We start from the raw sequence: 12,974 nt of genomic DNA, 5'->3' as shown, positions 1-12,974 counted from the left end.
ATACGGACTGTCCGCGGCGCAATCAATGGTCCGAGCCGGCTTCTACCGCCCTCTGAACTTCGGTTTGCGTCGCGTCAGGAATGCCTCGACGCCCTCCTTGTGGTCCTCGCTGAGGCTTGCCAGGGCGAACTGGTCGACGTCCATATGGCTGGCGAGATTATCCAGCGCATGCGCCAGCCGGTTGACCGTGAGTTTCGTCATGGCAACGGAGAGCGGCGGCTGCGCTGCCACCTTGCGCGCAAGCTCCATCGCCGCATCGAACGCATGACCGGGATCGACCACCTGCTCGACCAGGCCCCACTCATAGGCCTCATCCGCGCTGATGCGCTGATCGGCCAGGATCACCGCCTGCTTGGTCCGAGCCGGGCCGATCAGATGCAGCATGCGCGGAATGCTCTGCCAGCTCATGTTCATGCCGAGCCCGATCTCGGGCACGCGCAGATGGGCATCGCGTCCCATGACGCGGAAGTCGAGCGCGACGGCCAGCGCGACGCCGCCGCCGACGCAAAAGCCCTCGATGGCGGCGATCGTGATCTGCTCCATCTCCTGCCAGGCGTGGGTCAGGCGCGGTCCGAGCTTGAGATGCCGCCGCAGCGTGCCGAGATCGATGTCCTTGCGCGAGCGCCCTTCGGCATCCTTGAGATCGAAGCCGGCGCTGAACGCAGCCGCGCTGCCTGTCAGCACCACGACAGAGGTTGCGGAATCATCCTCAAAACTGCGCGCGGCCGCGGTGAGCTGGCGCAGCGCCTCCGGCGACAACGCGTTGATGCCGTCGCCGCGGTCGAACCGCACCACCGCGATCCGTCCCTCCGGGCCGAGGCCCTTCTCGATCTTCACATAGTCAGGCAACGCAATCTCCCCTGGTCTTGGTCTTCCTGGTGCTCACAGATGCCCGGTACGCCGATGTTCGGGTTCGCTTCCATGGACCGGAAACCGGATCGTGGTCCCGATGGTGATCCAGTTGGCATTTTCGCCGGTGATGTTGTGGCCGTAGATCACGTCGACGGAAAAGATCTCGTTCGGCCGGTAGCGGACGCCGGTCTGGAAACGCGGCTGCACGACGCTTGCGATTTCGGCGGCGCCCGCCTGCCCGTACGCCTCGATCGTCCATTGCAGGGTGTCGGTGAATTTCCAATCGAAGCCGATGCCGTAGGTCAGGTAATGGCGATCCACCGTGCGATCCCAGAGCCAGCCGCCATTGACGTTGATGCGCATGGTCTCCGACAGGCGGAAGGTCACGGGGATGACGGCGAAGGCGGTCAGCGCCTCGCCGGTCGCCGCATCGAACGATCCGCCGCCATATGCCGACAATCCCCACCGGCCTATTCCGGTCGGGATGAAATTCGTCTTGGCCTTTGGAGCGACCGTCGTGCTCCAGTCGCCGTCGCTCCGGGCCCGGATGGTCTGCAGGCTCAGCTCGATCGGCCTGAAGGGATCGACGACACAGGAGGGATTGGCGACCGCCGAAAAATCCGCGTTGGTCGCGGTCGACAGCCAGCTTTCCACCTTGCAGGAGCCGACCTCGGAAATGTCGGCGGCATCGACCGCATAGGCGCCATTCGCGGCGCGCGCATCCTGCCCCGCGAATGCGCCCAGAGCCGCGATTGCGGCGGTTATTCCGGTTCGTACAGCCCAGCCCATGGTGCGACGTTAGCAGAGTCTTCGCCTCGACAACGCCCGGATTCTGGGACTATCTTCGCCTCATGAGCGAGCATCATCATCACCACGATCACGACCATTCCGAGCTGTCGGAGACCGAGCTGCGCGTGCGCGCGCTTGAGACGATCCTGACCGAAAAAGGCTATGTCGAGCCGGCCGCGCTCGACGCCATCATCCAGGCCTATGAGACCCGGATCGGCCCCCATAACGGCGCGCGCGTCGTCGCCAAGGCCTGGAGCGATCCCGCGTTCAAGAAGGCACTGGTGGAGGACGGCTCGAAGGCGATCGGCACGCTCGGCCATGTCAGCCGCGTCGGCGACCACCTCGTGGTGATCGAGAACACGCCGCAGCGTCACAACATGGTCGTGTGCACGCTGTGCTCCTGCTATCCCTGGGAAATGCTGGGGCTGCCGCCGGTCTGGTACAAGGCCGCGCCCTATCGCTCCCGCGCGGTCAAGGACCCGCGCGGCGTGCTCGCCGATTTCGGTGTGGAGGTCGCAAAGGACGTTGAAATCCGGGTATGGGATTCGACCGCCGAAACGCGCTTTCTCGTGCTGCCGATGCGCCCCGCGGGCACCGAAGGCTGGAGCGAGGAGCAGCTCGCCGAGCTGGTCACGCGCGATTCCATGATCGGCACCGGCTTTCCCAAGGCACCCGGGGCGCCGTCATGAACGGCGTGCACGACATGGGCGGCATGGACGGCTTCGGCAAGGTCGAGCCGGAGCGGAACGAGCCGGTGTTCCACGAGGAATGGGAGTCGCGTGTTCTCGCCATGGTGCGCGCGATGGGTGCCGCCGGCGCCTTCAACATCGACACCTCGCGCTTCTATCGCGAGACGATCCCGCCCCACGTCTATCTCTCGAGCTCCTATTACAAGAAATGGTTCCTCGGGCTCGAGGAGATGCTGATCGAGAAAGGCTATCTCACCCGGGAGGAAGTCGCCGCCGGCCATGCGATGCAGCCGTCCAAGGCGCTCAAGCACGGCAAGTTCGATCTCGGCCAGATCGAGCGCATCATGGTGCGCGGCAAGTTCGCCCGCCCTGCCCGGGCACTGGCGAAATACAAGATCGGTGACAAGGTCCGCGCAAAGAACATCCATCCGGCGACCCACACGCGGCTGCCGCGCTACGTGCGCGGCCATGTCGGCGTCGTCGAGCTCAACCATGGCTGCCACGTATTTCCGGACTCGGCGGCGATGGAGCTCGGCGAGAATCCGCAATGGCTCTACACGGTGGTATTCGAGGGCCGCGATCTCTGGGGCGCGGACGGCGATCCGACCTCGAAAGTCTCGATCGATGCGTTCGAGCCGTATCTGGACCCGGCGTGATGAGCAGCACGGCTGCTGCTGCCGCGACGGCAGCCATCCCGAGCATTCCGCGCGACGATGACGGCCCCGTGTTCCGCGCGCCCTGGGAAGCGCACGCCTTCGCGATGGCGCTGACGCTGCACGAGCGCGGCGTGTTCACCTGGCCCGAATGGGCGGCAGCCCTGGCCTCCGAGATCAAGCGCGCGCAGGCGGCCGGCGATCCCGATACTGGCGAGACCTACTATCTCCATTGGCTCGCCACGCTGGAAGGTCTCGTCGCGCGCAAGGGCGTCGCCTCGGCGGAGACGCTACATCGCTACCGCGAGGCCTGGGACCATGCGGCCGATCGCACGCCGCACGGCAAGCCGATCGAGCTGCGGCCGGAGGATTTTCGGTAAAGCAGTAAGAGGCGTACTTGCGCCAAGCCTAACGCTGTCATTCCCCGCGAAGGCGGGAATCCAGTACGCCGCGGCTTCTCGGCTCAAGCACGGTCTCGGGAATACTGGATCACCCGCTTTCGCGGGTGATGACACCGAATGTGTGGCCTCACCGTCCCGCCACATACTCCCGCCACCCCTTCGCCCGCAGGCTGCACGCCGGGCACTCGCCGCAGCCGTATCCCCAATCGTGCTGCGCGCCGCGTTCGCCGAGATAGCAGGTGTGCGACTGCTCGCGGATGAGATCGACCAGCCCGTCGCCGCCGAGCTCATGGGCGAGCTTCCACGTCGCGGCCTTGTCGATCCACATCAGCGGTGTGTGCAGCTCGAACTTGCGGGCCATGCCGAGCGACAGCGCGGCCTGCATCGCGCGAATGGTGTCGTCGCGGCAATCGGGATAACCGGAATAGTCGGTCTCGCACATGCCGCCGACGATGTGACTGATGCCGCGTCGGTAGGCCAGTGCCGCGGCGAATGTCAAGAACACCAGATTGCGGCCGGGCACGAACGTGTTCGGCAGGCCGTCGGCGCCCATCTCGATCGCGACGTCGCGCGTCAGCGCCGTCTCGGATACGGTCGCGAGCGTTGGGATCGACAGCGTGTGGCTCTCGCCAAGCCTGGAAGCCCAATCCGCGCGCAGATCCTTGATGCCGTCGTACAGTCGGTCACGGCAGGCAAGCTCGATGGCGTGGCGCTGGCCGTAATCGAACCCCAGCGTCTCCACGCGCGCAAACCGGTTCAGCGCCCAGGCAAGGCAGGTGGTGGAATCCTGGCCGCCGGAGAACAGCACCAATGCGGTTTCGGATGAAAATACGTCGCTCATGGCCCGCGCTTTAGCATTGCGCACGCTGCTCGCCAATCCGGCCCGCCAACCGGTGGAAATCACCCTGTTCCGCCGCGCTGCGCTGGGAACGGGAGCTCGCTTTTGGCATAAGGCTTGGGAGCCAGGAGACTGCCCCGCAATGACCCCTTCCCGCGACATTTCCCGCCTGATCGAGATCATGGCGGCGCTGCGCACACCGGTGACAGGCTGCCCCTGGGACCTCGAGCAGAATTTTGCGACCATCGCGCCCTATACGATCGAGGAAGCCTATGAGGTGGTCGAGGCCATCAGCCGCGGCGACCTCGACGATCTCTGCGAGGAGCTCGGCGACCTTCTGCTGCAGGTCGTCTTCCACGCCCAGATGGCGTCTGAGCAGAACGCGTTCGCGTTTGGAGATGTCGTCGAGGCCATCACGCGAAAAATGATCCGGCGCCATCCTCACGTTTTCGCCGACAAGGAGGGCAACCTCGCCTCCTCCCACGTCAGGGAGGTCTGGGACCGCATCAAGGCGGAGGAGAAAGCCGAGCGCGCTGCGCGCCGGCCGCCGCAGGAAGCGTCGTCGCACAAATCGCTGCTGTCAGGTGTGAAGGCCGGCCAGCCCGCGCTGACGCGCGCCATGGAGCTGCAGCGCAAGGCCTCCACTGTCGGCTTTGACTGGAACGATCCGCGCGCGGTGCTGGCAAAAATCCGCGAGGAGGCCGACGAGATCGAGGCCGCGCTTGATCGCGACGACAGCGAGGGCCTCGCGGAAGAGACCGGCGACCTGATGTTCGCGCTGGTCAATCTCGCCCGCCATGTCAATGCCGATCCGGAAGCCGCGCTTCGCGCGACCAACGCGAAGTTCGAACGCCGGTTTGGGTTCATCGAGCGGGCGCTGGAGGCGCAGGGCCGCACGCTGGAGCAGGCGTCGCTCGCCGAGATGGACGCGTTGTGGAACGCGGCGAAGAGCGAGGAGAAAAGCGCCGCACCGGCCGAGAAAAGCAACCAGGCGCGCGGCTAACTCCGTCGTCGTCCCGGCGAATGCCGGGACCCATAACCACAGGGAGGAGTTGGGCGAAGGCTTGGAGTGAAAATGTTCGTCGGTATGAAGACCGCCCTGCCTCGATGGATCACGCGGTATGGTCCCGGCCTTCGCCGGGACCAAACCTGTTATGCCGACAGTCGCGGCACGGCGTCAAACCGGTTCACCACGATGTCCCGCTTGGTCTCGTCCACCCGCACCGTCATGTCGAAGCGGCCGTCGTGCAGCTCTTTCGCCAGCACTTCGGAATTCCGATGCAGCCAGCTGATGCCGGCGCCGTCGGAGGCATCGATGGAGAGGTCGAGCGTGATGCGCTTGGCAGCCAAGCGCTCCTCGATCGCGGCGAGCAGTGCGTCGACCCCCTCGCCCGACACGGCCGACACCAGCATCGCCGGATGATCCTCCGGCCTGCGCGCCGCGATGTTCAAAAGCTCTTCGCGCTGTTCGGGACCATAACGGTCGATCTTGTTCCAGACCTCGATGATGCGGCCTGAGTCATCGGGATTGATGCCGAGCTGGCGCAGCACGGCGTCGACGTCGCTCTGCTGCGCCTCGGCGTCGTCGTGCGAGATGTCGCGCACATGCAGGATGACGTCGGCCTCCAGCACCTCTTCCAGCGTGGCGCGGAAGGCGGCGACGAGCTGCGTCGGCAAATTGGAGATGAAACCGACGGTGTCCGACAGCATCGCCTTGCCGCCATGCGGCAGGGTGAGCGCACGCAGGGTCGGATCCAGCGTGGCGAACAGCATGTCGGCGGCCTGCACGTCGGCGCGGGTCAGGCGGTTGAACAGCGTCGACTTGCCGGCATTGGTGTAGCCGACCAGCGCCACGACGCGGTACGGCACGCGCTGGCGTCCTGCGCGATGCAGGCGGCGTGTGGCCTGCACCTTCTTCAGCTCGCCCTCGAGCTTGGAGATGCGCTCCTGGATCAGGCGGCGGTCGGCTTCGATCTGGGTCTCGCCGGGACCGCCCATGAATCCAAAGCCGCCGCGCTGGCGTTCGAGATGGGTCCATGAGCGCACCAGGCGCGAACGTTGATAGTTGAGATGCGCGAGCTCGACCTGGAGCGAGCCTTCCTTGGTCTTGGCGCGGCGGCCGAAGATTTCCAAAATGAGCCCGGTGCGGTCGAGCACCTTTGCCTGCAGCTCCTTCTCGAGATTGCGCTGCTGGATCGGCGCAAGCGCGCAATCCATCACCACGAGCTCGACGTCGAGGCTCTTGGCGAGCGCAGCGATCTCCTCGACCTTGCCCTTGCCGATATAGGTCGCAGGGCGGATCTGGTTGATCGGCGCGATGATGGCATCGGCAACGACGAGATCGATCGCGCGCGCGAGGCCGGCAGCTTCGTCGAGCCGGGCTTCCGCGTCACGCAGGACATGAGCTTCCGATTGCGCGTCGGCATTGCCTGCGCGCACCCGCAAATAGGGACCGATGACAAGCACCCGCCCCGTCTGCGTACCCCCTGCCGACCGCGGACGGTCGGCATCCCCGTCGAAATTCCGGGGTTCCAATCAGATCACTCTCAAGCCGGCTGGTCCTCGCCGCCTTCGAACAACTGGATCGGAGCGCCCGGCATGATGGTCGAGATCGCATGCTTGTAGACGAGCTGCGAGTGACCGTCGCGCCGAAGCAGCAAACAGAAATTGTCGAACCAGGTCACGATGCCCTGGAGCTTCACTCCGTTGACCAGAAAGATCGTCAGTGGCGTTTTGGTTTTGCGAACGTGATTAAGGAAGGTGTCCTGCAGGTTTTGTGCGCGGTCTGCCGCCATTGTTTTTTTCTCGCTTTGAGTTTCTTTTTATTGCGCCGGTTGCGGCCCTCTTTTGAAAATCCGGGGTCCTCGTCCGGTGCCGTCCCTCATGAGATCCCCCTCGGAGGGACAGCGGTTCGATTAGAGGACAGGTAGGCTTATTAGGCAAGCCGCTTGACGCGGCAGCCCACGCCGTATTGCCCCGAAAAACTACGGAAATCGATGATTTTCCTCGCCTATTCCAACGACGTCGCAGCGTCAGCCGACGCCGAGCGCCTTCAACTTCCGGTGCAGTGCCGAGCGTTCCATGCCAACAAACTCGGCCGTGCGAGAAATATTTCCTGAGAAACGGCTGATCTGTGCAATCAAATAGTCGCGCTCGAACACTTCGCGCGCTTCGCGCAGCGGCAGGCCCATGATGTGCTCGCCATTGTTGCTGGTCGGCATCGCCGGCACCATGGAGCCGACATCCTGCGGCAGCATGTCGGCAGTGATGATGACCTCAGGCCCGCCCGCGGCCAGAATCATGACTCTCTCAACGTTGTTGCGGAGCTGGCGCACATTGCCCGGCCAGACATGCGACTGCAGCACCGCCATCGCGTCCTGGCCGATCTGCCGCTTGGGCAGGCCGCTGCCCGCGGAGATCTGCTCCATAAAATAGTCGATCAATTCCGGAATGTCCTCACGCCGCTCCGACAATGCGGGCACGCGGATCGGCACCACCGAGAGCCGATGATAGAGATCCTCGCGGAAATGGCCGGCCGCGATCTCCTCTTCCAGATTGCGCGCGGTGGAGGAGATGATGCGGACGTCGACCTGGACCTTGCCGTTGCCGCCGACGCGCTGGAACGACTGCTCGACCAGCACGCGCAAGATCTTGTTCTGGGTCTCGCGCGGCATGTCCGCGATTTCGTCGATGAACAGCGTGCCGCCGTGGGCCTCTTCGAGCGCGCCGGGCTTGCGCGCGTGCTCGCCGTTGGACTGCTCGATGCCGAACAGCTCGTGCTCCATCCGCTCGGGCGTGATCGCAGCGGCGTTGATGACGACGAAGGGGCCGTCGGCGCGGCCCGAGGCCGTGTGCAACGTGCGGGCGGTCAGTTCCTTGCCGGCGCCAGCGGGACCGACAATCAGGATGCGGCTGTTGGCCTTGGCCGCACGCTCGATGGTCTGGCGCAGCTGGTTCATGCTGGGCGAGCGGCCGACCAGCGAGCTTGCGCTCGGCGCGAGCTGCTTCAGCTCCTTGACCTCGCGCTTGAGCCGCGAGTTCTCCAGTGCACGGTTGGCGACCAGGATCAACCGGTCGGTCTTGAACGGCTTCTCGATGAAGTCGTAAGCCCCACGCTTGATCGCGGCGACCGCGGTCTCGATGTTGCCGTGGCCGGAGATCATCACGACCGGGAGATCGGGGTTGTCCTTCTTGACCTGCTCCAGGAGCTGCAAGCCGTCGAGCTTGGAGCCTTGCAGCCAGATGTCGAGGAACACCAGATGCGGCCTGCGGTTGGCGATCTCGGCGAGCGCCGTATCGCTGTCGCGCGCGGTCCGGGTCACGAAGCCCTCGTCTTCGAGGATGCCCGCAACGAGATCCCGAATATCGGCCTCATCATCGACAATCAGAATTTCACTTGCCATGGGTCGCCTGTTTTCTCAGCTGCCTGTTGAGGCTTCGATCTTCGTTGAATCATTGGTCTTTTCAGCCGGCTCTTTGGTTTCGACGGCCGCTTGCTTTGTTTCCGGATCCTTGACGGATTGCGTGGCCGTTTCGCCGATTTCCGGCTTGGTCGTTGCCCCGCCCGCCGGTTCGGCCCCCTCGCTCTTCGCGGGAGCGCCGGAGATCGCAAAACGCATCCGCATCCAGGCGCCACGCTGGCCCTCGCGGAAGTCCGAGGCATCCTTCAGCTCGATGCGCCCGCCATGGTCTTCCAGCACGCGACCGACGATCGCGAGCCCAAGGCCGGTGCCCTTGGCGCGTGTCGTCACATAGGGCTCGAGCAGGCGCGAGCGCGCCACCTTGGGCAGGCCGATGCCGTTGTCGACGACGTCGATCAGCACGTCCTCGCCCTCGCGCGAGACCACGACGTCGATCCGGCCTTTGCCGAGCTCCTCCAGGGGGACCTGCTCGATCGCCTCGGTGGCGTTCTTGACGATGTTGGTGACCGCCTGCGAGATCAGCCGCCGGTCGAATTGGGCGCGCAGCGGGTCTTCCTTGAATTCGGCCTCGATATCGATCTCGGGATGGGCGACCTTCATCAGGAACACCGCCTGCCGCACTGCGTCGGCGACGTCCTCACCCTCCATCACCGGCTTCGGCATCCGCGCGAAGCGCGAGAACTCGTCGACCATGCGGCGGATATCGTCGACCTGGCGCACGATGGTGTCGGTGCACTGTTCGAAGATCTGCTTGTCCTTGCCGTCGGTGATGTCCTTGCCGAATTTGCGGCGAATGCGCTCGGCGGAGAGCTGGATCGGGGTCAGCGGGTTCTTGATCTCATGCGCGATGCGGCGCGCGACGTCGCCCCAGGCCGAGGTACGCTGCGCCGAGACCAGTTCGGTGATGTCGTCGAGCGTGATGATGTAGCTGTCGTGCGGCTGGCTGGTCTTCTCGGCGCTGACGCGGACCGACAGATTGCGTTCCTGCCCGTCCCGCGTGATCGTGATCTGCCCCTGCACCAGGCGCTGGGTCCCTTCCCGCGCCGTCTTCATCATCTCCTCGAGCTCGGGCAGCACGTCGGAGAGCGGATGGCCGAGCGTCTCGGCTTCGGAGTGCCCGATCAGCTTTTCGGCGGAACGGTTGAGAATGCCGACGCTGCCTGAATTATCCACGCCGATGATGCCGGCGCTCGCGGACGACAGCACCGCCTCGATGAAGCGGCGGCGGCTGTCGATGAGGTCGCTGGCGTTGACGAGCTCGTCGCGCTGGCTGCGCAACTCCTCCGTCATCTTGTTGAAGGTCTCACCCAGCTGGGCGAGGTCGCCTTCCGACTGGTGCACCGGCACTTTCACATGGAGATCGCCTGTCGAGACCGTCTGGGCCGCGTTCATCAGTCGCCGGATCGGCGAGACCAGCGAGTTGGCGAAGTTGAGGCCGATCAGCACCGAGGCCATCAGGATGGTCAGCGCGATCACCGCGAACATCAGCGCGAACGCGACCTGGATGCCGAGCCGGCGCGACTCGATCTGGGCGTATTCGGCGACGCTGACCTCGGTCTGCTTGAGTTGGTTGACGACGTTCGGATCGAGCGGCCTCGCGACGTAGAGGAAAGTGTCGCTGAAGGCGCGCAAGCGGACCACCGCGGCGACGAAGCTCGCATCGGGCAGCACCGCGATCTCGGGTTCGGATTCGTTGACGTTGCTGAGGAAGTCCGGCGCCGGCGGCGAATAGGCCAGCCGCATGCCGGTATCGGCGGATTCGAGAATGTTGGTGTTCTTGTCGATGATCATCGCGCCCGGCAAATTGCGCGAGGCGGCGCTGGACGTCAGCAATTCGCGAAAAGAGCGGCGATCCTGGTCGTAGAGCGGCCGGGCGTGGGCGATGTCGTTGGCCATGCCGAGAATGTCGCCTCGGATCAGCTGCGCGTGGTCCTGCATGTAGGCGCGCGCGATCGTCAGCGAATTCTGGATCACCTCCTTGGTCGGGCCGGAGAACAGGCGGTCGAGGCCGCGCTCGATGGTGACGTTGGCGACGACGGCGACCAGCACCGCCGGCAGCACCGCCACGATCGAGAACAGGCTGACGATCTGGACATGGAGGCGCGCGGCCGCCCTGCCGCGGCGTCGCGCCAGGATCAGCTGCCAGAGCTCGCGGATGATGATGCCGACCAGCAGCAGGATGGTGCCCGCATTGATCAGGTAGAACGAGCGGACAACCGCAGGGGTCGGCTCGATTGACGTGAGGCCGGTCAGGACCAGGAATGTCAGGCAGGCCGACAGCAGGGCCAGCGCCACGGCGAACGGCGCCAGCCAGCGTCGCGCCGACCAACGCCGGGGCTCTTCAGCTGGGGCCGTGTCAAAGGATGCGGCCGAGGTGTCTGCGCTGGTCATTCCGGCAATGGGTGCTGAAAAACGGGGTCCGCGGCGGGCGGATACTGATGCATTCGTACCACATTGTTGCCGAATTGCGACAATTCCGCGGCGCCCTCGCCGCGACCGACCCGCGCATCCACAGCGACATGCCGGAGGGCGGGAACGCATTCCGGCCCTCACGGCTTGACCAGCATGCACAGGTTCTTTCTCGCAATGATGGTGTCGGCCGTGCTGCTGCTGATCGTGGCGGCCGACCTCCTGGTCAACGGTGTCGGGGTGCAGGAGCCCACGGCGAATGTCGCCAGCGCGATGCCGGTGTCAGGCCGATTTCTCAGATAAGTGCGGGGACGCGTCCCGCGGCTGAAATCATCATTTGAATGTTCCTGCGGAACATTTCAGTCCGGTCCGGACTTCTGCTCACCGCGTCAGCCACAACGGCCAGCGCGATCCGGACAGGCTCAGCTCCGCTTGGTAGGGGGAGCTGAGCCACCGTCCGTTGCGGGAAGGCTAGCCCCCGCTCCGATACACCTGGATATCGAGATCCCGGATCTTCTTCCGCAGCGTGTTGCGGTTGAGGCCGAGCAGATCGGCCGCGCGGATCTGGTTGCCGCGGGTCGCCGCGAGCGCGGCCGTGAGTAGCGGCACCTCGATCTCTTTCAAGATGCGGTGATAGAGGCCCGGCGGCGGCACGCCGTTCGGGAAGCCCTGAAAGTGCGAGGAGAGATACGCTTCCACTGCGCCGCCGAGATTGTCGACGCCATGCTGGACTGCGGCACCCGGGCTGACCGTAGGTGGCGCCAACTCGCCGTCGATGACGGAGCCCGTGATCACGTCCTGCGGATAAAGCGCCGCGAGGCGACGGGCGAGGTTCTCGAGCTCGCGTACGTTGCCCGGCCAGCGGTGCTGCTTCATCCGCTCCAGCGCCAGCGCGTCCAGCTTCTTCGGCGGCAGTCCGTCCTTCTCGGCCAGCGCGAAGAAATGACGGATGAGATCGGGCAGATCCTCGATGCGCTCGCGCAACGGCGGCAGCCGCAGCGGCACGACGTTGAGACGGAAGAACAGATCTTCGCGGAACAGGCCCTGCTGGATCAGGACGCGCAGATCCTTGTTGGAGGCCGCGACGATGCGCACGTCGGTCTTGATCGGGGTGCGGCCGCCGACCGTGGTGTATTCGCCCTGCTGAAGCACGCGCAGCAGGCGCGTCTGCGCCTCCATCGGCATGTCGCCGATCTCGTCCAGGAACAGCGTGCCGCCCTCGGCCTGCTCGAAACGGCCGGAGGCGCGGGTGTTGGCGCCGGTGAAGGCGCCGCGCTCGTGGCCGAACAGTTCGGATTCGATCAGGTCGCGCGGGATTGCCGCCATGTTGACCGCGACGAACGGGCCGTTGCGGCGCTTGCCGTAGTCGTGCAGCGCGCGCGCCACCAGCTCCTTGCCGGTACCTGACTCGCCCGTGATCATCACGGTGAGGTCGGTCTGCATCAGGCGCGCCAGCACACGATAGATTTCCTGCATCGCCGGCGAGCGGCCGACCAGCGGGATCGCCTCCATCTCGGCGTCCTCGTTCGGCGTCGAGACCCGCTCCTTCGGCTCGGCCAGCGCGCGGCCGACGATGGCGATCAGCTCCTTCAGGTCGAAGGGCTTCGGCAGATATTCATAGGCGCCGCGCTCGGAAGCCCGGATCGCCGTCATGAAGGTGTTTTGTGCGCTCATGACGATGACCGGCAAATTCGGCCGCATCTTCTTGATCCGCGGCAACAGGTCGAACGCGTTCTCGTCGGGCATCACCACGTCGGTGATGACGAGATCGCCCTCCCCCTGGCTTACCCATCGCCACAGCGTCGCGGCATTGCCGGTCAGCCGCACCTCGTAGCCGGCGCGCGATAGTGCCTGGTTGAGAACCGTGCGGATGGCGGTGTCGTCATCAGCAACGAGAATGCTACCTGCGGGCATCGTTAATC

General features: G+C 65.0%; 13 protein-coding genes. 5 read left to right on the top strand and 8 right to left on the bottom strand.

The annotated features are described in order from the left end of the window. Positions 1-42 precede the first annotated feature (42 nt). Together IVB45_RS18480 and IVB45_RS18475 are read right to left on the bottom strand one after the other, a co-directional pair. Entirely contained in the window at positions 43-849 is an 807-nt protein-coding gene (locus tag IVB45_RS18480; RefSeq protein ID WP_247359292.1) for an enoyl-CoA hydratase/isomerase family protein, read from the bottom strand. A 33-nt stretch (positions 850-882) separates the two neighbouring features. Continuing rightward, on the bottom strand, positions 883-1,641 hold the full coding sequence (locus IVB45_RS18475; protein ID WP_247359291.1) for a hypothetical protein: 759 nt from the start codon (positions 1,639-1,641) through the stop codon (positions 883-885). 62 nt (positions 1,642-1,703) lie between these two features. Between IVB45_RS18475 and nthA the strand changes: the two genes are divergently transcribed. From nthA to IVB45_RS18460, 3 genes are read left to right on the top strand one after another with little or no spacing between them, the layout of a single operon-like run. Next, on the top strand, positions 1,704-2,330 hold the full coding sequence (nthA, locus tag IVB45_RS18470; protein ID WP_247359290.1) for a nitrile hydratase subunit alpha: 627 nt from the start codon (positions 1,704-1,706) through the stop codon (positions 2,328-2,330). Next, positions 2,327-2,986, top strand: coding sequence for a nitrile hydratase subunit beta (gene nthB, locus IVB45_RS18465; protein WP_247359289.1), 660 nt, complete (start codon positions 2,327-2,329; stop codon positions 2,984-2,986). The genes nthA and nthB overlap by 4 nt, the downstream gene beginning before the upstream one ends. Then, complete coding sequence (locus IVB45_RS18460; RefSeq protein WP_247359288.1) at positions 2,986-3,363, top strand: nitrile hydratase accessory protein; 378 nt, start codon at positions 2,986-2,988, stop codon at positions 3,361-3,363. Before nthB ends, IVB45_RS18460 begins: the two co-directional genes overlap by 1 nt. 148 nt (positions 3,364-3,511) lie before the next feature. Here IVB45_RS18460 and queC read toward each other — a convergent pair whose 3' ends face one another. Further along, a complete protein-coding gene (gene queC, locus IVB45_RS18455; RefSeq protein ID WP_247359287.1) occupies positions 3,512-4,225 on the bottom strand; it encodes a 7-cyano-7-deazaguanine synthase QueC in 714 nt (237 codons plus the stop codon). Positions 4,226-4,364: 139 nt separating this feature from the next. Here queC and mazG point away from each other — a divergent pair, with 139 nt between their 5' ends. After that, complete coding sequence (gene mazG, locus IVB45_RS18450; protein ID WP_247359286.1) at positions 4,365-5,225, top strand: nucleoside triphosphate pyrophosphohydrolase; 861 nt, start codon at positions 4,365-4,367, stop codon at positions 5,223-5,225. A gap of 149 nt (positions 5,226-5,374) precedes the next feature. Here the strand turns inward: mazG and hflX are convergent, their stop codons facing one another. The 4 genes from hflX to IVB45_RS18430 form a co-directional block, all read right to left on the bottom strand. Then, positions 5,375-6,757, bottom strand: coding sequence for a GTPase HflX (gene hflX / locus IVB45_RS18445; RefSeq protein ID WP_247286079.1), 1,383 nt, complete (start codon positions 6,755-6,757; stop codon positions 5,375-5,377). A gap of 11 nt (positions 6,758-6,768) precedes the next feature. Continuing rightward, positions 6,769-7,017 (bottom strand): RNA chaperone Hfq, encoded by a 249-nt coding sequence (gene hfq / locus IVB45_RS18440; protein ID WP_007591126.1) that lies wholly within the window; start codon positions 7,015-7,017, stop codon positions 6,769-6,771. Between the two features lie 237 nt (positions 7,018-7,254). Next, a complete protein-coding gene (locus IVB45_RS18435; RefSeq protein WP_007591127.1) occupies positions 7,255-8,625 on the bottom strand; it encodes a sigma-54 dependent transcriptional regulator in 1,371 nt (456 codons plus the stop codon). Positions 8,626-8,640: 15 nt separating this feature from the next. Then, on the bottom strand, positions 8,641-11,034 hold the full coding sequence (locus IVB45_RS18430; RefSeq protein ID WP_247359285.1) for a PAS domain-containing sensor histidine kinase: 2,394 nt from the start codon (positions 11,032-11,034) through the stop codon (positions 8,641-8,643). A gap of 174 nt (positions 11,035-11,208) precedes the next feature. On the opposite strand from IVB45_RS18430, the gene IVB45_RS18425 reads away from it, so the two are divergent. After that, complete coding sequence (locus IVB45_RS18425; protein ID WP_247359284.1) at positions 11,209-11,355, top strand: hypothetical protein; 147 nt, start codon at positions 11,209-11,211, stop codon at positions 11,353-11,355. Positions 11,356-11,523: 168 nt separating this feature from the next. Here the strand turns inward: IVB45_RS18425 and ntrC are convergent, their stop codons facing one another. Further along, complete coding sequence (gene ntrC / locus IVB45_RS18420; protein WP_027566921.1) at positions 11,524-12,966, bottom strand: nitrogen regulation protein NR(I); 1,443 nt, start codon at positions 12,964-12,966, stop codon at positions 11,524-11,526. Positions 12,967-12,974 lie beyond the last annotated feature (8 nt).

This window comes from Bradyrhizobium sp. 4, assembly GCF_023100905.1.
In the GTDB taxonomy this organism is placed as follows: domain Bacteria; phylum Pseudomonadota; class Alphaproteobacteria; order Rhizobiales; family Xanthobacteraceae; genus Bradyrhizobium.
The sequence above is the reverse complement of the archived record's forward strand: the minus strand, read 5'-3'. Positions and strand labels throughout refer to the sequence as shown.